The 24,033-nt window shown below is 70.6% G+C and carries 27 protein-coding genes; 9 read left to right on the top strand and 18 right to left on the bottom strand.

What is annotated here, in order from left to right; translation table 11 throughout:
- The first annotated feature begins 129 nt into the window (after positions 1 to 129).
- Positions 130 to 1,998 carry a hypothetical protein gene (locus tag ACSQ18_RS02910; protein ID WP_436035595.1) on the top strand — a complete coding sequence of 623 codons (1,869 nt, stop codon included), beginning with the start codon at positions 130 to 132 and terminating at the stop codon, positions 1,996 to 1,998.
- 204 nt (positions 1,999 to 2,202) lie between these two features.
- Here the strand turns inward: ACSQ18_RS02910 and ACSQ18_RS02915 are convergent, their stop codons facing one another.
- A complete protein-coding gene (locus ACSQ18_RS02915; RefSeq protein ID WP_436035597.1) occupies positions 2,203 to 3,861 on the bottom strand; it encodes a thiamine pyrophosphate-binding protein in 1,659 nt (552 codons plus the stop codon).
- A gap of 360 nt (positions 3,862 to 4,221) precedes the next feature.
- Between ACSQ18_RS02915 and ACSQ18_RS02920 the strand changes: the two genes are divergently transcribed.
- On the top strand, positions 4,222 to 5,316 hold the full coding sequence (locus ACSQ18_RS02920; protein ID WP_436035598.1) for a winged helix DNA-binding domain-containing protein: 1,095 nt from the start codon (positions 4,222 to 4,224) through the stop codon (positions 5,314 to 5,316).
- Between the two features lie 173 nt (positions 5,317 to 5,489).
- On the opposite strand, the gene efeB is transcribed toward ACSQ18_RS02920, so the two are convergent.
- From efeB to ACSQ18_RS02985, 13 genes are all read right to left on the bottom strand, one after another.
- Positions 5,490 to 6,788, bottom strand: coding sequence for an iron uptake transporter deferrochelatase/peroxidase subunit (gene efeB / locus ACSQ18_RS02925; protein ID WP_436035600.1), 1,299 nt, complete (start codon positions 6,786 to 6,788; stop codon positions 5,490 to 5,492).
- A complete protein-coding gene (gene efeO, locus ACSQ18_RS02930) occupies positions 6,785 to 8,023 on the bottom strand; it encodes an iron uptake system protein EfeO (RefSeq protein ID WP_436035601.1) in 1,239 nt (412 codons plus the stop codon). The genes efeB and efeO overlap by 4 nt, the downstream gene beginning before the upstream one ends.
- Positions 8,020 to 9,069, bottom strand: coding sequence for an iron uptake transporter permease EfeU (gene efeU / locus ACSQ18_RS02935; RefSeq protein WP_436035603.1), 1,050 nt, complete (start codon positions 9,067 to 9,069; stop codon positions 8,020 to 8,022). Before efeU ends, efeO begins: the two co-directional genes overlap by 4 nt.
- Positions 9,070 to 9,215: 146 nt before the next feature.
- A complete protein-coding gene (locus ACSQ18_RS02940; protein WP_436035604.1) occupies positions 9,216 to 9,485 on the bottom strand; it encodes a hypothetical protein in 270 nt (89 codons plus the stop codon).
- Positions 9,486 to 9,510: 25 nt separating this feature from the next.
- Complete coding sequence (locus ACSQ18_RS02945; RefSeq protein ID WP_436035606.1) at positions 9,511 to 9,960, bottom strand: hypothetical protein; 450 nt, start codon at positions 9,958 to 9,960, stop codon at positions 9,511 to 9,513.
- On the bottom strand, positions 9,957 to 10,412 hold the full coding sequence (locus tag ACSQ18_RS02950) for a hypothetical protein (RefSeq protein WP_436035607.1): 456 nt from the start codon (positions 10,410 to 10,412) through the stop codon (positions 9,957 to 9,959). Before ACSQ18_RS02950 ends, ACSQ18_RS02945 begins: the two co-directional genes overlap by 4 nt.
- A complete protein-coding gene (locus ACSQ18_RS02955; RefSeq protein WP_436035609.1) occupies positions 10,409 to 10,861 on the bottom strand; it encodes a hypothetical protein in 453 nt (150 codons plus the stop codon). The genes ACSQ18_RS02950 and ACSQ18_RS02955 overlap by 4 nt, the downstream gene beginning before the upstream one ends.
- Positions 10,858 to 11,313 carry a hypothetical protein gene (locus tag ACSQ18_RS02960; RefSeq protein WP_436035610.1) on the bottom strand — a complete coding sequence of 152 codons (456 nt, stop codon included), beginning with the start codon at positions 11,311 to 11,313 and terminating at the stop codon, positions 10,858 to 10,860. The genes ACSQ18_RS02955 and ACSQ18_RS02960 overlap by 4 nt, the downstream gene beginning before the upstream one ends.
- Positions 11,310 to 11,774: a hypothetical protein gene (locus ACSQ18_RS02965; RefSeq protein ID WP_436035611.1), complete on the bottom strand. Its 465-nt coding sequence runs from the start codon at positions 11,772 to 11,774 to the stop codon at positions 11,310 to 11,312. The genes ACSQ18_RS02960 and ACSQ18_RS02965 overlap by 4 nt, the downstream gene beginning before the upstream one ends.
- Before the next feature lie 53 nt (positions 11,775 to 11,827).
- Positions 11,828 to 12,286, bottom strand: a complete 459-nt coding sequence (locus ACSQ18_RS02970) for a hypothetical protein (protein ID WP_436035613.1) — start codon at positions 12,284 to 12,286, stop codon at positions 11,828 to 11,830.
- Entirely contained in the window at positions 12,283 to 14,058 is a 1,776-nt protein-coding gene (locus ACSQ18_RS02975; RefSeq protein ID WP_436035615.1) for a hypothetical protein, read from the bottom strand. The genes ACSQ18_RS02970 and ACSQ18_RS02975 overlap by 4 nt, the downstream gene beginning before the upstream one ends.
- Positions 14,055 to 14,330 (bottom strand): hypothetical protein, encoded by a 276-nt coding sequence (locus ACSQ18_RS02980; RefSeq protein ID WP_436035617.1) that lies wholly within the window; start codon positions 14,328 to 14,330, stop codon positions 14,055 to 14,057. Before ACSQ18_RS02980 ends, ACSQ18_RS02975 begins: the two co-directional genes overlap by 4 nt.
- A gap of 141 nt (positions 14,331 to 14,471) precedes the next feature.
- A complete protein-coding gene (locus ACSQ18_RS02985) occupies positions 14,472 to 15,914 on the bottom strand; it encodes an XRE family transcriptional regulator (RefSeq protein ID WP_301039382.1) in 1,443 nt (480 codons plus the stop codon).
- Between the two features lie 120 nt (positions 15,915 to 16,034).
- On the opposite strand from ACSQ18_RS02985, the gene ACSQ18_RS02990 reads away from it, so the two are divergent.
- A complete protein-coding gene (locus ACSQ18_RS02990) occupies positions 16,035 to 17,918 on the top strand; it encodes a phosphoenolpyruvate carboxykinase (GTP) (protein ID WP_436035619.1) in 1,884 nt (627 codons plus the stop codon).
- Here the strand turns inward: ACSQ18_RS02990 and ACSQ18_RS02995 are convergent.
- From ACSQ18_RS02995 to ACSQ18_RS03005, 3 genes are read right to left on the bottom strand one after another with little or no spacing between them, the layout of a single operon-like run.
- Entirely contained in the window at positions 17,896 to 18,210 is a 315-nt protein-coding gene (locus ACSQ18_RS02995; RefSeq protein ID WP_436035621.1) for a hypothetical protein, read from the bottom strand. The genes ACSQ18_RS02990 and ACSQ18_RS02995 overlap by 23 nt on opposite strands.
- Complete coding sequence (locus ACSQ18_RS03000; RefSeq protein ID WP_436035622.1) at positions 18,207 to 18,761, bottom strand: Asp23/Gls24 family envelope stress response protein; 555 nt, start codon at positions 18,759 to 18,761, stop codon at positions 18,207 to 18,209. The genes ACSQ18_RS02995 and ACSQ18_RS03000 overlap by 4 nt, the downstream gene beginning before the upstream one ends.
- Positions 18,762 to 18,766: 5 nt before the next feature.
- A complete protein-coding gene (locus ACSQ18_RS03005) occupies positions 18,767 to 19,312 on the bottom strand; it encodes an RNA polymerase sigma factor (RefSeq protein ID WP_436035624.1) in 546 nt (181 codons plus the stop codon).
- 236 nt (positions 19,313 to 19,548) lie between these two features.
- On the opposite strand from ACSQ18_RS03005, the gene ACSQ18_RS03010 reads away from it, so the two are divergent.
- The 6 genes from ACSQ18_RS03010 to ACSQ18_RS03035 all read left to right on the top strand — a co-directional run bounded on the left by ACSQ18_RS03010 (position 19,549) and on the right by ACSQ18_RS03035 (position 21,865).
- A complete protein-coding gene (locus ACSQ18_RS03010) occupies positions 19,549 to 19,995 on the top strand; it encodes an Asp23/Gls24 family envelope stress response protein (RefSeq protein ID WP_436035626.1) in 447 nt (148 codons plus the stop codon).
- Positions 19,992 to 20,180 carry a DUF2273 domain-containing protein gene (locus ACSQ18_RS03015; RefSeq protein WP_144807241.1) on the top strand — a complete coding sequence of 63 codons (189 nt, stop codon included), beginning with the start codon at positions 19,992 to 19,994 and terminating at the stop codon, positions 20,178 to 20,180. The genes ACSQ18_RS03010 and ACSQ18_RS03015 overlap by 4 nt, the downstream gene beginning before the upstream one ends.
- Before the next feature lie 2 nt (positions 20,181 to 20,182).
- The gene (locus ACSQ18_RS03020) at positions 20,183 to 20,494 is read left to right on the top strand and encodes a hypothetical protein (protein WP_436035628.1); all 312 of its coding nucleotides are present in this window, start codon (positions 20,183 to 20,185) and stop codon (positions 20,492 to 20,494) included.
- On the top strand, positions 20,491 to 21,048 hold the full coding sequence (locus tag ACSQ18_RS03025) for a hypothetical protein (RefSeq protein WP_436035630.1): 558 nt from the start codon (positions 20,491 to 20,493) through the stop codon (positions 21,046 to 21,048). The genes ACSQ18_RS03020 and ACSQ18_RS03025 overlap by 4 nt, the downstream gene beginning before the upstream one ends.
- Positions 21,045 to 21,602: a hypothetical protein gene (locus ACSQ18_RS03030; protein WP_436035632.1), complete on the top strand. Its 558-nt coding sequence runs from the start codon at positions 21,045 to 21,047 to the stop codon at positions 21,600 to 21,602. Before ACSQ18_RS03025 ends, ACSQ18_RS03030 begins: the two co-directional genes overlap by 4 nt.
- Before the next feature lie 65 nt (positions 21,603 to 21,667).
- Positions 21,668 to 21,865: a CsbD family protein gene (locus ACSQ18_RS03035; protein WP_144807245.1), complete on the top strand. Its 198-nt coding sequence runs from the start codon at positions 21,668 to 21,670 to the stop codon at positions 21,863 to 21,865.
- A gap of 170 nt (positions 21,866 to 22,035) precedes the next feature.
- Here the strand turns inward: ACSQ18_RS03035 and ACSQ18_RS03040 are convergent, their stop codons facing one another.
- Entirely contained in the window at positions 22,036 to 23,937 is a 1,902-nt protein-coding gene (locus ACSQ18_RS03040; RefSeq protein ID WP_436035634.1) for an ABC transporter ATP-binding protein, read from the bottom strand.
- Positions 23,938 to 24,033 lie beyond the last annotated feature (96 nt).

Consider the following 24,033-nt stretch of genomic DNA (forward strand, 5'->3'; position numbering starts at 1 on the left):
TGGGTGTCGCGGGGGCAGTGGGTGTCGCGTTGCGAGTACAGGGGAAACGGTCGGTTCCGACGCGACTGCAGCCGGCGGCGCACAATCCACCATGTATTCGCAACGGTAGGGCGGGGATACGATCCAGGCATGTCGTCTGCCGGGAATGTCCGATGGATCTCCCACCCCGATCAGTACCGCGGCGAGGCGACTGTCGGCATCGATGTGTGGGGCGGCGGTCCGGGCCCCGAGCCGACGGCAGCGCAGCGTCGACAGAACTTCCAGCAGTGGAAAGCGTTCTTCGCACAGCGCACGCCTATCCGTCAGCTCTCGCTGGGGCGGGTGACCGATGAGGTTCTCCGGGTCCTGCAACCGCAGACCGACCTGACCGCGCTCAGGATCTGGTACGGCCGGTATACGGATCTTTCTCCATTGATCGGAATGCCCGCGCTGAACAGGTTGGAGCTCGGAGGTGCCACCCAGCTGATCGATCTTCGTCCGTTGACGCGGCTCGCGGCACTGGTCGACCTCGAGATCGAGAATGCGCGGCGACTGCGCGACTACTCCGCGCTCGGAGATCTCACGACCCTGCGCCGCCTCGTCGTGCAGCGGAGCTTCACGGGACCGCGCACCGACGCGGACTCTCTCGACTTCCTCTCCCACCTCACACAGCTGGAGGAACTGAGGTGGGATCCCAGAGTCGCCACCCTTGACTACTCCCCGCTTCTCGGGCTTACGAGAGCAACTCGCATTGGTGTCACCGCCATGAAGGGGATGACACCCTCGATGGCCGACCTCGAGTGGGCGCTCCCAGGCATGCAGGCGTACGCCCGAGAACTCACGGACCAGCGGTGGCCGGTCTTCTCCTCGGACGGTGATGTGCAGATGATGTCCTACGACCTGCAGGGTCGGCTCACCGTCTCGGACGTCAACGAGGAGGAGGCTGCGGAGCTGTGGGAGGAGCACGAGCCGTCCGACGAGCCCCTCGAACTCACCGGGCTCGTCGAGGGCCGCACGATTCGTACGATCACGCAGACAGTGCGGACGAAGATCGAAGACTTTTGGCTCAAGGTCGAGGCTCCCGTCATCCCCGACGAGGTCGAGGTGCCGCCATCGAATGTGCGCGTGCTCGACAGCTTCTCCTTCGCCGGCCCCGCCGAGGGGCCGCTCCTCATTTGGGATGCTCCGCTTCCCGACGGAACCACGGCCGACGACTACTTCGAAGGAAATCTCGACGTGTGGACTCCTCCCCGGGAGGCCCGCCTGTTCACCACGCATCTCTCGCCGCTGACCGCCGCCGAGGTCGAGCTCATCCTGCCGACCGTTCGAACGGCGCGAGGGTGGCGCCAGATCGGCCGGTCGCGTGATCGGCTGGATGCCGAGAGTGACGAGTTCGTCCTCCGTTTTGCCCAGACCGTCGCTCTCCAGGCCGTGGAACTCGCGCCTGTGGCCGATCAACTGATCGCCCTGGGGACCATCCGGTCCTGGGAGTTCTCCGATTCGATCGGATCCCTCATCACCGCGGGGGAGGAGGCCGTTCGCGCTGCAGTAGCCGATCCTCAGTCAGTGAAGAGGAAAGACCTGCACCCGTCGAGAGACGTCGTGCTGCGCGTCGCCGAAGCGGTGATGTCGCGGCGGCGACGCACCGAGCTGACGCTCGTGACGCCTTTCGACGAGGTCCTCGCAGGACGGGGAAGAGAGCTAACCGAGCAGTCGACCGACGACATCGACGACGATGAGGACGAGGCGGGCCTGCGGAGCGCGCGTGCCGTCGTCACTGTCGGCGGCCGGCTTCACGAGCGGATCGTGCTGGTCGACACCAGCGGACTCGCGGGGGAGCGTGCCTGCGATGCGGTGCGCGCGGCGATGGCACGATTCGGCGGTGCGATCGAGGCCGGCCCAGAGTTGGCCCCGAGTAGTCTCGGCGGACTCTACGGCTCCACTCACGCCTGGCGCATCCGTCGTCGCAGCGCGCTGCCGGTCGACGAGTACATCGCGCGATACGCCTCTCGGCCGTGATCGCGTTCGTCGCCCCGCCCCGCCCCGCCCCGCCCCGCCGTCGCCCCGCCCTGCCTTGCCCCGACCGAGCCGTCACGGATAAAGGGGAAACAGGCGATTGTGAGTCGGCTGTCGCGCGTCAGACGCAATCCACCATGTTGTCGCCACCCCGCAGCCACCTTCGCCTCGCCCACGCCGCAGCCGCAGCCGAAGCCTCACCGCGCCTCAGCTGTTCACCCGGATGATCTCCTGCTGATACGGCGCGATCACCTCGCCGGAGATGCGGCAGTCGAGTAGCAGGAACGGACGCTCGGATGCCGGTCGCGCCGCCCACTCCTCGAGCGCCTGCAGGTCGTCCAGTGTGCGGACGACGACGCCGTCTGCGCCGACGGCGCGGGCGAGGCCGGCGAAGTCGACCTCCGGGATGAGCATCGGTTCGCGCGCCAGCCCCTGCAGCCCGTAGAGGTTCACCTCCGCACCATAGGCTGCGTCGTTCCAGACGACGGCGAGCCCGCGTCCGGCGGCGACCCGCACAGCGGACTCCAGGTCGGCCAGTGCCATGAGCCCACCGCCGTCGCCCGTCGTGAGCACGATCGTGGCATCCGGTTTCGCGAGCGCGGCCCCGGGTACCGACGGGAAGCCGAGCCCGATCGACTGGTAGGCGGTGCCGATCATGAGCATGCGGTCGGGTGAGGCGACCGGCCAGTACATGTTCGCCCAGCCGATGAAGTGTCCGCCGTCGGAGACGACGACCCGGTCCCGGGTCGACGGATGCCGTTCGAGCGCCTCGCCGATGCGGACGGCGACCGCGCGGGGGTCGAGCCGGCCGTCAGCGGCGAGCGGGTCGCCGCTCTCGCGGGTGAGGAGCGGGCGGATGTCCACGCTCTCCCGCCATCCCGACGGCGTCGATCCCGCGAGAGCGTCGGCGAGAGCGGATGCCACGACGGCAGCATCACCGCGGATGAACCCGCCCACGTGCGGATGCGTCGCAGCGGGAGCGACGTCGACCTGCACGACCCGCGTGCCGGGGGCGAACAGATCGCCGAACCGCATCGTGAACTGGTTGAGGCCTGCGCCGAACACGACGGCGACGTCGGCCGTGCGGATGAGCTCCATCGCGCCGTCGGCGCCGAACCCGCCCGTGACCCCGAGGTCGAACTCCGCACGGGGGAAGATGCCGCGCCCGAGCGCCGTCGTCGCCGTCAGCGCCCCCGTGGCATCCGCGAGTCGACCGAGCGCGTCACCGGCTCCCGCGATCCACGACCCACGACCCGCGAGAAGCAGCGGCCGCTCGGCCCGCGCGAGCTGGTTGGCGAGGTCGGTCACGGCGGCCCGCGCGAATGGCGACGGCGCGATCGGCGCGGGGAGGGCCGGTTCGGGGGCGGGCGGCACCGGGCCCGCGTCGCGCTTGGCGACGTCGTAGGGGATCGCGAGCACCGTCGGCACCCGATACGACAGGGCGTGCTCGATCGCGATGACCGTGGTGGCCGCGGCATCCGCTCGCCCCACCGTGTACGTGCGGGCGCCGACGGCGGAGGCGAGAGCGATCTGGTCGACGTCCCACGGTCGGGGACCCGAGGTGGGTTCGTCGCCGACGACGAGAATGAGCGGCACATGGGCCTGCACCGCTTCGGCCAGCGCCGTGAGCGTGTTCGTGAACCCGGCGCCGTAGGTGGCGGTGGCGGCCGCGAGTCCACCGCCGGCGCGGTAGTGCGCGTCGGCGGCGACCACCCCTCCCGCCTCGTGCCGCACGGCCGTGAAGGACACGTCGGTGGAGCGCTCGAGGGCGTCGAGGAAGTGGGCGTTGCCGTTCCCCATGACCCCGAAGACGTGGTCGATGTGGCGGGCGAGGGTGTGCGCGACGTGCGCGGAAACCGTGGGCATGGGAGCTCCAGCGAGACGGGACGGATGTGAGGCCGTATGTGTCTCGCTCGCGTGACGACGACGTCGACGCGGCTGCGTGCCCCTTTTCCGAGCACCGGCGGCGAACCACCGGACAGGGGAAGTGTATACGATCCGGTTCCTCGGGGCAGCGGAGCGGGGCGGGTGGGCAGGCTGGGGAGATGGGCAGGTGGCTAGGCAGGTGGCTGGGCTGGGCAGGTAGGCAGGTGGGCAGGTGGCTGGGCAGGCATGTCCCGATTTCGGTCGTTCGGGCGCAGGCATGTCCCGAAAACGGTCGTTCCGCGAGTGCGCGAACGACCGAAATTGGGACATGGAATGCCGAAAGTGGGACATGCTGGCGGGATGGACATCGGCGGGATGGACACCGAGCGGGCGCGCACCGAGTGGCTGCGCGCCGAGCGGTTGCGTAGCCACCGGTTGAGCGCCCCCGCGGCATCCGTCGCCGACGCCGCCACTCACATGACCGCGACGCAGGCGCAGGAGTTCTGGGGAGGCCGATGGGCGCTCGCCGCCCGCACGGCCGCCCATCCGACGCTGTCGGCGGTCGACGCGGCGTTCGAGCGCCCCGGTTCGCTCGTCCGGTCGTGGACCCAACGCGGGACGCTCCACATCGTGCCGGCGCGAGACCTCGCGTGGATGCTGGAGGTCACCGGTGAACGGCAGACGAAGCAGTACGCCGGCATCCACCGTTCGCTCGGCATCGACGCCGACATGCTCGCGCGTGCCGAGGCGGCGGTGCGTCCCGTGCTTGCCGGTGGCAACCGGATCACCCGACCGGAGTTCGGCCAGGTGCTCGCGTCCGCCGGCATCGACCCGTCGGGCATGCGCGGCAATCACATCTTCTCGGCGCTGGCGCTGCGCCTCGTTGTCGTGCTGGGCCCTGTCGTTCCGCGCGAGGGCGGCCCCACCCGCGATCAGTACGTCGTCGCGCCGGAGGAGTGGATCCCGGATGCCGCGACTCCCGACGACCCGCTCGCGGAACTCTTCGTGCGCTACCTGCGCGGGCACGCGCCCGCCGGCCTGGACGACTTCGGCTGGTGGGCGGGGCTCCCGAAGGGTCTCGCGCAACGGGCGCGCGACGGGGCCCGCGCCCGCGTCGCCGAGGTCGACGAAGGCATCTTCGCTCTCACGGAGACCGCGCCACGGCGTCGCGAGGTCGATCGGGTGCGGGCGTTGCCCCCCTTCGACGAGTACTACCTGTCGTACGCCGACCGCACCACCGCGTGCGCTCCGGAGTTCGTGCAGCGCATCGGTCCGAGCATGAACGGGATCGTCAAGCCGGTGCTCGTCGCCGATGGCGAGATCGTCGGCGTCTGGTCTCACTCGGTGGCGGTCGGCAAGCACCACCTTCCTCCGGTGCCGGAGCCCTTCGGCGAGGCCGACGATGCCGACGTCGCGGCCGCCCTCGCGAGGTTCCGTCGCTTCATCACCGGCTGAGTCGCATCGCCGGGCTGCCGTGGGTGGTGGTGGCGGTGGTGGTGGTGGGCCATCGCCTCGGCATAGCGGAGGTGATCTGCACAAGGGAGGGACGGGATGCCGTCAGCGGCCCTCCGCTGCGCAGATCACCTCCCCAGCGCGGCACCGCCACCGCGGCACGGCCACCACGCGCCTCAGGCGAAGAGCTCGGCTCCGACGTACGACCCGGGTGCCGCGCCGCGGGGGATCGCCCAGATCCCCGAGCCGACGTGGCGGATGTACTCGTTCAGCAGATCGGTCGACAGCGCCCGCTGCAGCGTGACGAACTGCTCCGGCGACCTCTGGTACGACAGGAAGAACAGCCCGGCGTCGAGGCGACCGAGCTCGGTGTTCCCGTCCACGAAGTTGTAGCCGCGGCGGAGGATGCGGATGCCGCCGTTGAGCTCCGGATGGGCCAGGCGCACGTGCGAGGCGGTGTCGATCGCGGGGGAGCCCGCGGCATCCTTCGCGTCGAAGTCCGGCTCGGTCATCTCCCCGCCGCCCGACAGCGGTGCACCCTCGCCCTTGTCGCGGCCGACGATGCGCTGCTGCTCCGACAGGCGCACGCGATCCCACGTCTCGATGATCATCGCGATGCGGCGGGCGACGAGATAGGAACCACCGGCGAGCCAGGCAGGTTCGTCGTCCGGCGCGACCCACACGTGGTCGGCGAGGGCGGCCGTGTCGTCGGAGAGGATGTTGGCGGTGCCGTCCTTGAACCCGAACAGATTCCGCGGAGTGGCTTGGGCCGCCGACGTGCGCGACGTCTTGCCGAATCCGAGCTGCGACCAGCGCAACCGTGCCCGGCCGAACGCGATCCGGCTCAGGTTGCGGATCGCGTGCACGGCCACCTGCGGGTCGTCGGCGCACGCCTGGATGCACAGGTCGCCGTTCGAGCGCTCCGGATCGAGATCGTCGCCGAGGAACGCGGGGAGCTTCGCCAGCCCGCGCGGGCGCAGCGCCGCCAGCCCGTAGCGGTCGTCGCCCTCGGCGGTCTCGAAAAGCGTCGGACCGAACCCGAACGTGATCGTCAGTCCCGAGGCCGGGAGCCCGAGCGCCTCGCCCGTGTCGTCGGGCGGTGCCTCCAGCGCGCCGCCCACGGCGCCCGTCGCACTCACGTCGAGGCCCTGCGTCATGCGCGACGCGGCGTAGCTCCAGTCCTGCAGCAGCGACTGCAGGTCGGCGCGGTCGGTGCGCGCCATCATGTCGAACGACGCGAAATGGAGGTGGTCCTGCACGGGCGTCGTGATTCCCGCCTGGTGCGTTCCGAAGAACTCGTAGACGGATGCCGCGCCCTCGGCGGCGCGGGCACGTCCGACCGCGACGCCGGCGGCCGTACCCGCTCCCGCGCCGAGCGCGAGGCCGGCCGCGCCGACACCGGCGGCGAGGCCGAGGAGCCCTCGGCGGCTGAGCCCCCGGTCGGCATCCGGGGCGGTCGGTTCCTCCACGGTCACTGCAGGACGGTCGAGGTGAGCTGCGACAGCGGCTCGGCCAGGGCGTTAAGGAGGTCGGTGAGCTCGCGCTTGTCGGCGTCGGTCAGCTCGCCGTAGGCGACGAAGCCGTCCGTGAGCGAGCCGTGCGTCGCGAGCGACTCCTCGAGGGCGTCGTACCCCTCGTCGATCTGCTGCGCGAGGGTCGCACCTTCGTCGCCGGTCGCGACGGCGAAGTCCTCGACGAGCGAGAACGCCATCTTCGAGCCCTCGACGTTGGCGGCGAAGTCCCACAGGTCGGTGCCCGACCACCAGTCCTCCTCGCCGGTGATCTTGCCGGTGGCGACCTCGTCGAGGAGTGCGATCGCGCCGTTGGAGATGCCCGCGACGCCCTGCGCGTCGAGCGCGGCCTGGAAGTCGGTCGAGTGGACGTAATCGTTCAGCTCGGCGACGTCGGCGATCAGCTGGTCGCCGAAGGCGGCGCGCTCGGCATCCGTCGACGGCGCCCAGTCCTGCCACGCGGGGGTCTCGCCGTCGGCGTTGAGCGCATCCTTCTCGGGCACCCAGAGGTCCTTCTCGATGCGGTGGAAGCCGGTCCAGTCGAGGCCTTCGGCCACGGCATCCACCTCGCGGTAGTCGATGCGCGGGTCGAGGTCGCCCAGGGACTCCGCGACCGGCTCGATCCGCTCGTAGAAGGCGCGCACCTGCGGGAACTGCGTCCGCGCGGTCTCGTCGTCGCCCGACTCGTAGGCCGCGACGAACTCGTCGACCGCCGGCACGAGCTGCTCGACCTGGTCCTTGACGAACGCGGCGTAGAGGTCGACCGCCTGCTGCTTCTGCTCGGCGTCGTCACCCGTGGCGGCGACCGCTTCGCCGGAGACCGTGAAGCCGGCCCGGCCGACGCCCTCGCCGACCATGCCCGGCTTGCAGAGCGTGAAGTACTCGCCCGGCTGCGCGACGACGGTGAGCGTGCGCGACGCGCCGGGCGCGATGTTCTCGACCTCGCCGACGATCCGCAGGCCGTCGTCGGCCAGCAGGTAGAACTCGCTCACCTGCGAGCTGTCGTTCGCCACCTGGAAGGTCAGCGTCCCGCTCGTGGCCGTTCCCGTCGACACGTCGCAGGAGGTGTCGGTGGAGGTGACGGTCAGCGCGTCGCTCGCGGCGACGTCGGCTTTGGCGACGCAGCCGGCGAGGGCGAGCGCAGTCACGCCGACGACGGCGACGACTGCGAGGGGCTTGGCGGTGACGATGAGGGTCATGATGCTCCTTGCTGTGCACGGGACGGGGGGAGGGATGCCGTGGCGGTGGCGCCGGCATCCTTCGAAGCTGCTTCCTTGGGGCCTGTTTCCTTGGGGCCTGCTTCCTTGGACGCAGGGCCACGGCGGCGGAGACCGCGGACGAAGAACGTGCCGACGATGGCGACGTACAGCGTCCACGCGATCACCTGCAGCCAGGTCATCTGCGGCATGAAGCCGACGGTCGCCTGCAGCACCGCGGCGAGCGGGCCGCCGGGGGCGACCGACGCGCTCACGTCGAACGCCCAGCCGAAGGGGAATCCCGTGAGGCCCACGGCGACTGCGCCGGTGGCGGGGTCGAGGGGAGCGGTCGCGGAGAACGGCCCCGGAAGAGCGCCGGCTTCCTGCAGGTCGTGGATCGCGTAGGCGAGCACGCCCGCGGCGACGATCACGAGGAACGCGCCGGTCCACGCGAAGAAGACGCGAAGGTCGAGGCGCAGCATGCCGCGGGCGAGCAGCCAGCCGAGGATCACGGCGGCGGCGAGCCCGAGCAGGGCGCCGACGAGGGCGGAGGGGGCGTCGCCGAACGACTGCACCATCGACCACAGCAGCAGGGTCGTCTCGATGCCCTCGCGGGCGACGGACACGAAGCCGATGAGGACGATGCCCCATCCCCACGTCAGTCCACGTGTCGCTGCGCGTCCCGCGGTGCCTCCGCCGCGGGGGCCCAGCCCGTCGGTGGCGAGCGCGCGATCGATCTCGCCTTCGAGGCTGGACTTCAGGGTGCGCGCCGTGCGCTGCATCCAGAAGATCATCCAGGTGACCATGCCCACCGCGAGCAGCGAAAGGAGCCCACCGATGAGTTCCTGCGCCTCGAAGGTGAGCGCATAGGAGCCGAACGTGAGCACCGCGCCGATGCCGAGTGCCAGCGCGACCGCGAGGCCGATGCCCGTCCAGAGTCGGGGCAGCACGTCGCGGCGACCGACCCGCGTGAGGTAGGCGACCAGGATGCCGACGACGAGCGCGGCTTCGAGGCCTTCGCGGAGGCCGATGAGGAAGGTGGCGAGCACGGGGTCTCTTCGGGGTGTGGCGGATGCGAGGCCGGTGCCTGCTGCCCCGTTGCAGCCTTCGGTTTGTCACCTTAGGTTAGGCGAACCTCACTCGCGAGAGCGTACACCGCGGACCGCGTCGATTCCAACCCCTGGGAGGGGAGCGCTCAGCTCAGCAGGGGCATCGCGAAGAGGAAGAGCGGCCCCGCGATCAGGGAGGCGGTGAGGATGAAGGTGCCGGCGGCGAAGAACTCGAACGGCACCCCGTGCGGGCTGCGGCGACGGACGGCGGCGTACACGATCAACGCCAGTACCGCGGCCGCGCTGATCAGTCCGGTGAGCCACGGCACGCCCGAGACCACCACCGCCTGCGGCAGGAGGAGGTACCCGAGGAAGACGGCATTGGTGCCGGTCGACAGCAGCGCGACGCCGAGCACGACCCAGACCGAGTGGGTGGAGGTGTCACTCCGTCGGGGGCGAGCCGCAGCGCGAGATGACGAGGATGTCCAGGATGGTCTGAACCTGGTCGTCCTCGACGATGACGTCGAGTGTCATTCCTCGGTAGTCCATCGCGAGATTGGGGTCGGACATCGGCACTCCGGTGTCGACCACGACGAACTCGTCGGGCAACTCGCGGATGAGCGTCGCGATGAACTCCTCGCCGTCGAACGGCGGTGCGGGGTAGGCGGCCCAGTGCTGTGTGTACGACGCCGTGCCCCTGCCGCACGGGCCTTCCTCTCCTGTTGACCGGTCCTCGACTTCCGTACCGGGTGGAAGGTGATCGGCGATCGCCTGAGCCGCTGCGCGGCTCTCGGATTCGAGTTGGTCGAACGACGGCAGCGGGGAGCATCCGACGATCAGGGAGGCCGCGGCGATAGTGGGCAGCGCGAAGCGGAGTGGCGTGGATCTCATTCGTCCTCCGCGGGCAGGCCGCAGCGCGAGATGGCCAGGATGTTCACCCTCGGTACGTCCGGCTTCTCGAGGATGACGTAGACGCTCATCGTCATTCCCCGGTAGTCGATGGCGAGGTTGGGGTCGGAGACGGGCACGCCGGTGTCCACCACCACGAAATCGTCGGGCAGTTCACGAACGAGGGTCGCGATGAACTGCTCGCCGTCGAAGGGTGGGTCGGGGTAGGCGGCCCAGTGTTCGGTGTATGACGCGGTGCCGCGGCGGCATGGCCCTTCCTCTCCCGTCGACCGGTCTTTGATCCTTGTGGCGGGTGGAAGGTGGTCAGCGATCGCTTGCACCGCCGATCGAGTCTCCGTCCGGAGCTGATGGAACGACGGCAGCGGGGCGCATCCGATGAGCAGGGATGCCGCGGCGACGGTGAGCAGCGCGAAGCGGGGCGGGGTAGATGTCATTCGTCCTCCGCGGGCAGGCCGCAGCGTGAGATGACGAGGATGTCCACGATGGGCTCAACCTGGTCGTCCTCGACGATGACGCCGATCGTCATCCCCCTGTAGCTCAAGGAGAGGTTGGGGTCGGACATCGTTACTCCGGTCTCGAATACGACGAACTCGTCGGGCAGTTTGCGGGCGAGCGTCGCGATGAACTCCTCGCCGTCGGAGGGCGGCTCGGGGTAGGCGGCCCAGTGCTGTGTGTACGACGCCGTGCCCCTGCCGCACGGGCCTTCCTCTCCTGTTGACCGGTCCTCGACCTCCGTGCCGGGCGGAAGGTGGTCGGCGATCGCCTGAGCCGCTGCCCGGCTCTCCGATTCGAGTTGGTCGAACGACGGCAACGGGGTGCAGCCTGAGAGCAGGAATGCCGCGGCGACGGTGAGCAGCGCGAATCGGAGTGGCGTGAATCTCATTTCTCCTCCGGAGGCAGGCCGCAGCGCGAGATGGCCAGGATGTTCACCTTGGGCTTCTGGGGCTCCTCGTGGTTGACGACCACTCCGACCGTCATCCCGCGGTACTTGAGGGACAGATTGGGATCGGACATCGGTACGCCGGTGTCGAAGACGACGAACTCGTCGGGCAACTCCTGGATGAGCGTCGCGATGAACTCTTCGCCATCGAAGTCCGCCCCGGGATACGCCTCCCAGTGCTCCGTGTGGGAGACCGTGCCCCTGCCGCACGGTCCGGCCTCACCCGTCGACCGATCTCTGATGGGGGTGCCGGTCGGCAGGTAGTCGGCGATCGATTCGACGGCCGACCGGGTGTCCGCCCGCAGTTGACCGAATGACGGCAGCGGGGAACATCCGGAGAGTACGGATGCCGCGGCGACGGTGAGCAGCGCGGAACGGAGTGGCGTGGCCTTCATTCGGTCTCCGGCGCGCGCGCACAGCGAGAGATGGCCAGGATGTCCACGACGGGATCGCCCTCGACCGGGAACACCATGAGCTGCAGCTCGATATCCCGATAGGTGAACGACGCTTCGGGAAACGAGGCGGATGATCCTAAGTCTCGCTTCTGAAAGCCCGGCGGTAGGCGTGCGGGGAGCGACTCGACGAACTGGTCGCCGTCGAAGTCGCGTGCCATGGTCAGTGACCAGTGCCCGGTGTGCAGCACGCCGTCGTCGCCGCAGCCGAGAAGCATGTCGGAGGTGAGATCCTCCAGCTCCGCCGGGGGAAGCAGATCCGTGATGACGCGCATCGCATCCTCGGCCTCCGCTTCTGCTTCTGCGAGAGTCGGAAGTGCGGACCCACAACCCACGAGCGCGCCGACCAGCGCCAACGAGGCGACCGAGGTCGCCATCGATCGTTGCTGTGCAGACCCGGTCATCGTCGTCCCCGCGGGTGGTCCCGCCGATCTCGCGAAGCGGAGTGGCGCGGATGTCATTCGTCCTCCGGAGGCAGGCCGCAGCGCGAGATGGCGAAGATGTCGACAACGGGTTCGTCTCGTTGGTCCGCGTCCACGTAGACGCTCATCGTCATTCCGCGGTAGTCGATGGCGAGGTTGGGATCGGAGACGGGCACGCCGGTGTCGACGACGACGAACTCGTCGGGCAGCTCGCGAACGAGCGTCGCGATGAACTCCTCGCCGTCGAAGGGCGGCTCGGGGTAGCTCACCCAGTGCTGTGTGTACGACGCCGTGCCCCTGCCGCACGGGCCTTCCTCTCCTGTCGACCGGTCCTCGACCTCCGAGCCGGGCGGAAGGTGGTCGGCGATCGCCTGAGCCGCTGCCCGGCTCTCCGATTCGAGTTGGTCGAACGACGGCAGCGGGGAGCATCCGACGAGCAGCGCGCATAGGCCGGCCGTCGTCGCGGCCGCCGCGCGCGCTCTCGTCAGGTTCATTCGGCAGCCTCCTTTAGTGTCTGCTGCAACGACCGCATCACCGGTCCGTTCGTCTCCAGATCCGCCACGAGAATTTGGTTGTGCTGGTCCACCCCGATGGAGATGCCCGCGAAAGTGGCGGCCGGCGGAGAAATGATCGACAGCGGGCCGATCCATCCCACCTCGGGGAGGCCGGTGTCGATCTCGGTGAAGCCCGACTGTGCGGTCGGCGTGACGTCGTAGCCGAACCCGAAAGCCTCGTGATCGTCGAGATGCCGGTTGATATCGGCCGGACCCTGGGCGGCGAAGTACCGCGTGCCCTCGCGCGGCTCCCAGCCCGCTGTCATCCCGATCCCGGCCAGCGTGTACCGCGCTGCGAAGTGCGCGCCCCGCTGTTCCGCCTCGCCCGCCGGGGCAGATCCGAAGGAATGCTCGCCGCTGACGATCGGCGTTCCGTCGGTGACGACGTCGAGTTCTGCGGTGAGATTCGCATACGCCCGGCCCAACGGACGGGCGAACCAGTTGTGATGCGGCCCGCGCGACCACAAGTCGCCCAGATGAGGGAAATCGCCCTGCTTGACGACGAGACCCGAAACCGACACGTTGGTCGGCGCGTTCTCCACCTGCCAGCGCGTCAGCGCCGTGATCCCCTCGCGCGGTGTCGAGCTGTAGAAGGAGTCCATGGTCGTGTTGGTGCCCGGCATGAAGGTAAGAAGCACATCGGCCGTGTCAGGGTCGCCGAACACCTCGATGATGTGTTCCTGGTCGGGGCGGTAGAGGTAGAGCTGCACCTCGCCACGGCCCACGCGGTCGAGGTAGTCGAGCTCGCGATCGTCGGCGAGGCGCGGCGCGTTTACCGGGGCCGGAGGCATGTGGGGCACCCGCCCCTGCGGGCGGTCCCGTCGATGTGTCGCTTCGCGGCGCTGCCGGCGCCGGAAGGCGGCGTACGCGATCGCGAAGAAGCGGTTCGCGGCGATCCGCACCGCCGCCGGGAGCCCGCCGAGCGCGCCGATCACGACGGGAAGGTGCTCGATGAGGCGCGCCTGCTGCTCCGGGTCACCCGCCAGGCCCGCCCACCAGGCGGCGACCTCCGAGGGTGGCAGTCTCAGGAGCTGATCGCAGAGGTCGGGGTGTGCCGCCGCCAGCGCGCGCAGGTCGGATGACGAGAGCGTGCCGAGCAGGTGGAGGAGCCCCCTGGGGCTGCGGGCATCGCCGCCGTCGCGCAGCGCCGCGAACAGGGCGCCTCGCACGTCGCGGGACTGGAGGGCGGCGGCGCAATCGGCATCCGCGCGGCGCCTCCGCACGACCAACGCGTCCCACCGTTCCTCCACCGCTTCGAGTTCGCGGTCGAGGGTGCGCAACTCGGCGTGAAGTCTCTCTGTTCGCTCCGCGGCATCCGTGAACGCGACGTCGGGAGCGTGCAGTTCCGCCGTGGCGCTCCGCCACCGCAGCACCGCGTCGTCGCGCTCGTCGATCAGCCGCGCGCGGTGGCGGGTGAGCGCCTGCTGCTCGTCTTTGATGCCGTCGATGATGTCGGCGTAGGGCGCGAGCACGTCGCCGGTGGCTCGGAAGCTGTCGATCAGCACGTCCAACTCGGGGAGCGCCGTATCGATCTCGCGGACGAACGCGTCGTGTGCGGCGCCCGTCCAGGCCGCCCCCGAGGCCGTGGCGACGGCATCGGCCACATCGGTCGTGGTGCGCGCCAGCCGTTCCGCACGCGCATGGCGGTCCTCGGCCCACGCCCGCAGCACGCCGGGATCGCCCGCGCCGGGATCGACGCGCGGGTCGGTCACGAGGGCCTCGCCATCGCTCCGTCGAGAGCGCCGAACACGGCGACGGCGCGCCCCGGCATCCGTCCGCTCGTCTCGAGCACATGGGCGATGTGGGCGGCCCGCTCATGCTGCTCGCCGGTGACCTCCGTCAGCGGCGCGACGACCTGGGGCGACGCGACGGCGCCGGGGTCGACGGGCGCGAGCCGGCCCGCCTCGAGGACCGTGCGCGCAGCCCCCACCAGTCGTGCGGTCGCTCTCCGCAGCGCGGCGTCGTCGATCGACAAATCGTCCACTCGCCCCCACCTCCGGGAGAGAGCGTAGAAGAACAACTCATGAATGAGTGCTGGATGAGGTCCTGATCAGCGAGATTGCCCGTCAAATTGCCGCTTCGCCGTGGCATCCGCTTCGCCGTGGCGTCCGCCTCCGGCTCGTGGTCAGCCCTGCGCGTGACGATCGAGGAAGGCGTACACCTCGCCGTCGTCGACGCCGGGGAAGGCGCCGCGGGGGAGCGGTGAGAACATCTGCATGTGCACGCGGGCGCTCGGCCACGCCTTGCCCTGCCAGCGCTGCGTCAGGTCGGCATCGGGTCGGCGGCAGCAGCTCTCGTCGGGGCAGGTCGACACCGCGCGCTTCTGCGTCTCGCGTCCGCGGAACCACCGCGCGTCGTCGAACGGCACGCCCACGGTGATCGAGAACTCGCCGTCGGAGGTGCTGCCCGTCTGGCTCGAGCACCAGAACGTGCCCGCCGGGGTGTCGGTGTACTGATACTGCTCCGTGGTGCGGTTCTGCTCGCCGAACGACGACCTCGCGGCGAACTTCCGGCACACGATCTGCCCCTCGACCGAGCCGGTGACATCCATCGGCAGCGGCAGCTCGTCGTTCTCGTACACGCGGCTGATGGCGCCCGAGCCGTCGACGCGGAGGAAGTGCAGACGGATGCCGAAGTGCTCCGTCAGCAGGTTCGTGAGCCGCATCCCCGCCGCTTCGTGGGTGACGCCGAACGCGTCGCGGAAGTCTTCGACGGCGAGGTTGCGATCCTTCTTGGCCTGCGCGAGGAAGGCGACCGACGCCGTCTCGGGCATGAGACAGCAGGCTGCGTAGTAGTTGATCTCGAGCCGCTGCTGCAGGAAGTCGGCGTAGTCGGTGGGAGGGGTATGGCCGAGGAGGCGGTGGGCCATCGCCTGCAGCGCCATGGATCGCAGGCCGTGGCCGCCGGGGATGGAGGCCGGCGGCAGATAGATGCGTCCGTTCTCGAGGTCGGTGACCGAACGCGCCGAGTGGGGCAGGTCGTTGGCGTAGATCAGCTCGAAGCCCAGCTGCTCGGCCATGATGCTCACCGTCCGGTGGGTGAGCGCGCCCGACACGTGGCCTGCCGACTTGAGTTGCTTCTCGGCCAGCTTCTCGATGTCGCCCAGGTAGTTGCCCCTCTCCCGCATCCGCAGGCGCAGTTCGGTGTTGGCGCGGCGCGCCTCCTCGGGCGTCGCGATGGCCTCGCGCTCGCGGCGGTGCAGCTCGCGGTGAAGCGCGAGCACCGACTCGATCGTCTCGTCGGTCATCGTCCGGGTGACGCGGAGGGGAGGGATGCCGAGGCGGCGGAAGACGGGACTGGTCTGTGCCCGCTCGAGTTCGAGTTCGAGGGCCGCGCGCCGGTTGGGGGGCTCGGTGGAGAGCAAATCGGTCACATCGGTGCCGGTGGCCGAGGCGATGGCCTGCAGGAGCGACAGCTTGGGTTCGCGCTTGCCGTTCTCGATGAGACTCAGCTGACTGCCGGCCACGCCGACGATCGCGCCGAGTTCGTCGAGCGTGTACCCGTGCGCGACGCGCTGGTGGCGGATGCGATGGCCGAGGGTCGACAGTTCGAGCGCGGTGGGCGGCATTCCTTGAGCATATCGAAAGAATCGGATTTCTTGACGGCATCCTCGACGGAAAGTATGCGCGAGTGAGAGCGAGAGTGGACGCAGGGAACGACCCCTCTCACGACATCGAAGGAGATCGACATGGCCCTCGCCGACATCTTCACCCGCCCGGTTGCCCCACCGCCCGCGGAGACGGCCCGCGCCTACGGTCACGCTCCCCGCATCGCGGGTGAGGGCCTCGACGAACTGCGCGCGTGGGTCGACGAGATCGCGGCGCTCACGCAGCCCGACCGCATCCACTGGGTCGACGGTTCGCGCGCCGAGAACGACGCGCTGCTACGTCAGCAGGTGGCGGAAGGCAAGCTCATCAAGCTGAACCCCGAGTGGCGTCCCGGCTCCTACCTCGCCCGCTCGCACCCGAGCGACGTCGCCCGCACCGAGGGCCGCACCTTCATCGCCTCCGAGCGCGAGGAGGATGCCGGTCCCACGAACAACTGGGTCGCCCCCGACGAGATCCGCGCCACGATCACGCCCCTGTTCGCCGGCTCCATGCGCGGACGCACGATGTACGTCGTGCCCTTCTCGATGGGCGCGGTCGGCGGGCCGCTCTCCCACATCGGCGTGCAGGTCACCGACTCGGCCTACGCCGTCACCTCCATCGGCATCATGACGCGCGTGGGCACGGCGGTGCTCGAGCAGATCGCGGCGGGCAAGCCGTGGGTCAAGACCGTGCACTCGGTGGGCGCCCCTCTCGCTCCGGGGGAGCAGGATCCCGCGTGGCCCTGCAACGACGAGAAGTACATCGTCCACTTCCCCGAGACGCTCGAGGTGTGGTCGTTCGGATCGGGGTACGGCGGGAACGCGATCCTGGCCAAGAAGTGCTTCGCGCTGCGCATCGCCTCGGTGATCGGGCGCGACGAGGGCTGGCTCGCCGAGCACATGCTCCTCATCCGCGTCATCAGCCCGGAGGGTCGCGCCTACCACCTGGCGGCGGCGTTCCCGTCGGCGTGCGGCAAGACGAACCTCGCGATGCTGCGGCCGACCATCCCCGGCTGGCGCGTCGAGACGCTCGGTGACGACATCGCGTGGCTGCGTCCCGGCGAGGACGGCCGACTCTGGGCGATCAACCCGGAGGCGGGCTTCTTCGGCGTCGCGCCCGGCACCGGCGCATCGACGAACGTGACGGCCGTCGAGACGCTGTGGGGCAACACGATCTTCACGAACGTCGCGCTCCGCCCCGACGGCGACGTGTGGTGGGAGGGCCTCACCGACGAGGTGCCCGCCGAGCTCACCGACTGGGAGGGCAAGCCCTGGACCCCGGCATCCGGTCGTCCGGCCGCCCACCCCAACTCGCGCTTCACCGTGAGCGCGGGCCAGTGCCCGCAGATCGCGTCGGACTGGGATGCCGCGGAGGGCGTACCCATCGACGCGATCCTCTTCGGCGGCCGCCGCGCGACGAACGTGCCGCTCGTGCTGGAGGCGACCGACTGGACGCACGGCGTCTTCCTCGGCGCGAACGTCTCGTCGGAGCGCACCGCCGCCGCCGAGGGCACCGTCGGCGAGCTGCGCCGCGATCCCTTCGCGATGCTGCCGTTCTGCGGCTACAACATGGCGGACTACTTCGGCCACTGGCTGCAGGTCGGTCAGGCGCTGCGATTCGACCGTGCTCCCCGGATCTTCCAGGTGAACTGGTTCCGCAAGGGCGCCGACGGACGCTTCCTCTGGCCCGGGTTCGGTGACAACTCCCGCGTCATCGAGTGGATCGTGCGTCGGATCGACGGTTCGGTGGGTGCCCAGGAGAGCCCCATCGGCCGCCTGCCGATCATCGAGGACCTCGACGTCGACGGGATCGACGTGACCGACGCCGACCTCGACGAGCTCTTCGACGTCGACCCGGCGCTGTGGCTCCAGGAGGCCGACCTCACGGAGGAGTTCTTCTCGACGTTCGGCGGCAAGGTGCCCGCCGCGCTCTACGCCGAGCTGTCGGCCCTCCGCTACCGCCTCAAGCTCGCTCCGCAGGGCTGATCCGGCTCACCCTCACCGTCACGCGGGCGGCGGGGTCGCCGAGCACGTCGCGCACCCGCGCCGCGACGACGCGGGCGACCGCGTCGGCCCGGTCGCGTGCCACGCCGATGCTGACGGTCGCCTCGTACCCCTCATCACCGGCGGACACGGTCGAGAAGGTCTCGGCGCGATCGACGGCGACACGCCACAGGCGCGCGGGGAGCGGGGCGGCGAAGTACAGCTCGGATACGCCCGGGACCTCCCGGACGGCCGCGTCGATGCGCGCGGCGAGCTCGGCGGTGTCGACGCTCATCGCTCGCCCTCCCGGGTACGCAGGGAGTCGATCGTGACGTCGATCGTGCCCGCCTGCCATGACGCGCTCGATGCGATCGCGGAGCGCACGGCATCCCGTACCCGCCCGGCGACCTCAGGAAGCGGGGTGCCGTGCAGCGCGCTGATGGTGAGCGCGACGTCCACGACGGCGCCGTCCACATCGACGTCGACACGTTCCACGAGGATGCCGTCGACGCCGTCACCGGCATCCCGGATGAGTCCGCGCAGGGCGCCCTCCGTCACGACGACCGTGATGTCGCCGTCGGAGGCGAGCGGCAGATCGCGACCGGCGCGCGACTCGCGGGCCACCTCGCCGATGATCTGCTCGAACCAGGACTCCTCGAGCTCGATCTCCGCGTCGGTCTCCACCAGCGTGCGCGAGAGCGCTCCGAGCCGGTCCATCGAGTCCAGGACGGCCCGGCATTGCGCGTCTCCGTCGATCGCGGGGATCGCGGGCTGCCTGCCGCGGTCGTGATACGCCGCGAGGTCTTCGAGCGTGTAGCCCGACTCGCCGATGCTGTCGGTCGCCATCTCCGTCACCTCCACTCCTGCATTCGTTCCCATACGGTGGCACGCGCCCGTGAGAGCCGTCCGCGCACCGCGGTCGCCGAGATCCCCAGCTCGCGGGCGATCTCGTCGTAGCTGTACCCGCTGACCTCCCGGAGGAGCCACGCGGTCCGTTGCTCCGGCGGCAGCTCGTCGAGGACCTTCCGCAGCATGTCGAGCTGCGAGGTCGTGAGCGCCGCCTCGTCGGGGCTCGGCCCGACCGCGACGGGGTCGGCATCCTCGATCGACACGGCCGGGCGACGCGCGCGCATGCGGTCGGTCGCCTTGCGCGCCACGATCGTCGAGAACCACGCGCGCACGCGATCCGGGTCGGTGAGCTCGGGAAGCCGGCGCCAGGCGACGATCAGTGCTTCCTGCACGCAATCGTCGGCGTCGGCGCGGGAGCCCAGCAGCCGCGTCGCGAATGCCACGAGGTAGGGGCCGTGACGACGCACCAGCACGGCGAACGCGCGCTCGTCGCCGTCGGCGGCGCGCTGGGCGAGGATGCCGTCCTCCACCGAAAGCAGACGCTCCACGTTCCCCCTCGTGACGCGGCACCGGAGCCGCTGACCTCGACCCTGCCACACGGCGCCGTCCCGGAGCGAGTATGCGTCTCCCCCTTGCGCGCGGCCGCCCGGCGAACTAGTGCGAAGGGTGCGCAGGGGACGGAGGCGCTCAGCGAACTGCCAGGAAGTCGACCGTGACGTTCGGGCTGCCCGATACGTCTAGCCCATGAACGCCCCAGACCGGGGCCGACAGAAAGGCAAGAACCATGGCTACCACCAACTCCACCCCCCGTGGCGCCGTCTCCACCGACTCGACGCCCACCGCAGGCACCGTCGTGAACTCCGGCGGCGGCAAGACCGTCATCGTCGACCCGGTCATCGCGAAGATCGCCGGCATCGCGGCATCGTCCGTACCCGGCGTGCACGCTCTCGGCGGTGGCGCCGCGCGTGTGATCGGCAGCCTGCGCGAGGCCGTCGGCGCGAAGGACCTCGGTCAGGGCGTGAGCGTGGAGGTCGGCGAGACCCAGGTCGCCGCCGACATCACGATCGTCGCCGAGTACCCCGAGCAGCTGCAGCGCGTGGCCTCCGACGTGCGCACCGCCGTCGCGGACGCCATCACGCAGCTCGCCGGCATGGAGGTCGCCGAGATCAACGTGACCGTCGTCGACGTGCACATCCCCGGTGACGACCAGCCCGAGGAGCGGGTCCAGTGACGACCGCGGTCTGGGGAGCGGTGGCGGGCGCCGTCCTGGCGTTCGCCGCCCTCGCCTTCGGGTTCTGGGGGATGGTCCTCGTCGCCGCCCTCGCCGCCGTCGGCGCCCTCGTCGGCGCCGTCCTCTCGGGCTCGGTCGACCTCCGCGCCGCCGTGGACGCGGCGCGCGGCCGGCGAGTGGGCTGACCGTGGCGAGCCCGATCATCGGCGGCCGGGTCGTCATCGCGGCCCGGGCGTACGAGCGGATCGCGGCGGCAGCGGCGGCCGAGGCCCTCGGCGTCGGCCGGGGCGACGCCTCCGCGAAGGTGCGTGACGACCGGGGCCGCCTCCACGCGGAGATCTCCTCGGCGATCAGCCGCGGAGACGAGCCCATCCTCGCCCGCGCCGAGCGGGCACGCCGCGAGACGGCCCAGCGCCTCCACGACCTCACGGGTGCCACCGTGGCCGACGTGACCCTCGGCATCCACCGTTCGATCGACACCGGAAGGAGAGCGACATGACCACCACCGCAACGCGTTCGGCGCGTCGCCTGCTGCGGCGCTCACGCAGCGTCTGGGCGGGCGTGGCCGTCGTCGTGGCCGCTGCCGCGGCCGCGTGGATCGCCGTCGAAGCCGTGCGCTTCGCGCTGGGTCTGCCGGCCTTCGTCGCCAGCCCGCTCGCGATGCTCGAGGTGCTGGCATCCGGTTCGACCGCGGGACTTCTCGCGGGAGCCGCCGGTGCCGTCTTCGGCCTCGTGTGCCTGTGGGGCGCCCTGTCGCCCGGGCGCACGGGACGCCGGATCGTCTGGGACGACCGTGCGCCGATCGTCGTCGACGACGGTGTGCTCGCGGGAGCCCTGTCGCGCGATGCGGCCGGTTCGGCCGCTGTCTCGCCGTCGCAGGTGGGCACCCGCGTCTCCCGCCGCCAGGCCGCGATCGAGGTCGTGCCGTCGTCGGGCTTCCCGGTCGACGCCGGCGCCGTCGAGCGTCGGGCAGCGGATGCCGTCGCGGCTCTGGGGCCGGTACCCGTCCCGCGCGTGCGGGTGCGGGTGGCTGAAGGCGGGGTGCTGTCATGAACGCGGCGAGCCGCTTCGGCAACCGCGCGGTGCTGACCGTCCTCGGTCTCGTCGGCCTCGCTGTCGCCGTCGTGGCCGCGTGGCCCCTGACCGGTGGCGCGCCGTGGGCCCTCGCCGACGGCATCCGGAACACCGCGGCATCCGCGGGACTGGCTCCCGTCGTCGCCGCCTGGATCGTCGCCGCCGTGCTGGCGATCGTCATCCTGCTGGCGCTCGTGTGGGTCGCCCGCCGCGGTCGCGGTCGCACCCGTCACGCCGTGGAGCAGCCCGGGCTGCACATCACGACCGGGGTGGTCGAAGACCTCGTGCGCGACGCGCTCCGGGCCGCGCCCGACATCGTGGGTGTCCACGCGTCGACCCACCGGCGCCGGGGCGAGCGGGTGCTCCTGCTCCGCCTCCAGCTGCGTCCGCGCGCCGACGTCGTGCAGGCGGCTGCGGATGTCCGCGCCGCACTCGCGGACCTCGATCGGGCCATGGGCGAGGCCCTTCCGGTGGTCGCCCACCTCACGACGGGCGTGCGCACCGTGCTCGCCCACGACCGCAGGGTCGACTGACCCCCTCCGACCTCCCATCCCGCCGGATGGGACCAACCAGAGAACGACAACGAAAGGAGCGCCTCATGGGCCTCGCAGACGACATCAAGAACACCGCCGAGAACCTCGCCGGCAAGGCGAAGGAAGCGGTCGGCAACCTGACCGACAATGACAAGCTCGTTGCCGAGGGCAAGGCCGACCAGGTGAAGGCGCACGCCAAGGGCGCCGCCGCCGACGTCAAGGACGCGGCGAAGGACGCCAAGGACGCCCTCGACGGCAAGTGATCCATTCGAACGCGGCGCATCCCTCTGGGGGTGCGCCGCGTTCGCGTGTCCGCGGGTGCGCTCGCTCTTCCGCCGAAACAACACCTCTGCGCCGACACCACATAATCCGTGCGCTGAAAGCGTGTGGTTTCGGCGGGATCGTGTGGTCTCGCGCCCAGGTGCCGGACGGTTCAGGTGAGGAGCTGGTGGGCGGCCAGGTCGCGGTAGAGCGGGACGGATGCCACGAGCTCCGCGTGCGTGCCCTGTCCGACGACGCTGCCGCCGTCGAGGACGACGATGAGGTCGCTGTCGACGACCGTGGACAGGCGGTGGGCGATGACGACGAGCGTGCGGCCGGTGGCCACGGCATCGATCGCCTCCCGCATCCGCTGCTCGTTCAGTCCGTCGAGCGACGAGGTCGACTCGTCCAGGAGCAGGATCGGGGGAGCGGCCAGCAGTGCGCGCGCGATCGCGAGACGCTGGCGCTCGCCGCCGGAGAGCATCACGCCTGCCTCCCCGACGGGTGCGTCGAGACCGAGCGGGTCGCGTTCGAGCACCCCGCCCAGGTTGACGGCGCGCAGCACCGCTTCGCACTCGGCGTCGGTGGCCGCCGGTGCGCCCAGGCGCAGGTTGTCGGCGATCGTGCCCGCGAGGGTCGGCGCATCCTGTTCGACGTACCCGAGCTGTGCGCGCAGACGGTCGCGGTCGATGCCGCGGACGTCCACGCCGTCGAGCAGGATCGCTCCGGCGGTCGGGTCGTAGAACCGCTCGATGAGCGCCAGCGTCGTGGACTTCCCCGCGCCCGAGGGGCCGACGAGCGCCACGCGCGAACCGCGCGGCACGGCGAACGACACGCCCCGCAGCACCTCGCCGTCGCCCGCGGGCGTCACCTCGACCGACGTCGGGTCGACGCGGGCGTCGGAGAGCGCGGCGCGGGCGGCCGTCTCGGCCGACCGGCGCGCGGCCACCACTGCCGCCGGGTAGGCGAAGTGCACGTCGCGGAACTCGATCGCGGGCACGGCATCCACCCCCGTCGCGGCACCGACGAGGCCCGTATCGACGGAGACGGCGCGCGCGACGCGCTCGTCGCCGTCGGTCTCCAGTGGCAGATCGAGCACCTCTTGGATGCGGCCGAGTGCGCCGAGCGCCTGATTGACCGACGTGATCGCGCCGAAGAGGGTGCCGAGGGGGCCGATGAGAAGGAAGAGGAACATCACGAACGTGACGAGCTGGGCGATCGTGATCGACCCGTCGGCCACCCGGAAGCCGCCGAAACCCAGGACGACGAGGAGCGAGGCCTGCAGCGCGATACCGGCGACGGGCACGACGAGCGCCGACACCTTCGCGATGCGCACGCCCACGCCGTAGACCTCGGTGGCGCGGGCCGTGACCTCGTCGGCCTCGCGGCTCGTCGCGCCCGCAGCGCGGATGGTGCGGATCGATCCGACCGCCCGCTCCATGCCCGAGGCCAGTTCGCCCACCTTCTCCTGCTGCTGCCGCGTGGCGGTGCGGATGCGGCCGCTCAGCACGACGACCGCGGTGATCGCGGCGCCGAGCACCGCGACGATAGCCACCAGGAGGATCGGGTCGATGAACGCCATCGCCACGATCGCGCCGAGGAAGATGAGCGCGTTGCCGACGGCATCCGCGAGTCCTTGCGTCAGGACCGCGTACAGGAGGGTCGTGTCGGTGCCCACCCGGGAGACGAGGTCGCCGGTGCGGCGCGCATCGAACTCGGCGATCGGGAGCCGCAGGATGCGGGCGATCAGCTGGCGGCGGCTCGAGTAGACGACGGCGGTGCCGGTGCGCTGCAGCAGGTAGTGCTGATAGCCCGCGACGAGCGAGGCGACGACGACGAGCGCCACGATGATCCAGACCAGGATGCCGAGGGCCTCCCCGGCTTGCACCCGCTCGATCACCTGTCCCACCAGGAGGGGCTGGGCGAGGGTCACCACCGCGCCCACGATGCTGAGCAGGCCGACGAAGACGAGCACGCGGGTGTGCTCGAGCAGGAAGGGGAGGAGCTGGCGGAGGCTGGCCCGGGGGCCGTCGTCCTTCGACGGGCGGCGGAGGCCGCGCGCGGGTGTTGACATGGAGGTGCGTCCTCGGAGGGAGTTGCGGGTGTGCCGGGGCGACGCTGCCCTGCTCCCATCTTCCTCCTTGTTCCTGTGGGTGGGCGCCGGGCCCGT

Origin of the sequence: Microbacterium sp. LjRoot45 (genome assembly GCF_964253325.1) — a bacterium.
Lineage (GTDB): Bacteria > Actinomycetota > Actinomycetes > Actinomycetales > Microbacteriaceae > Microbacterium.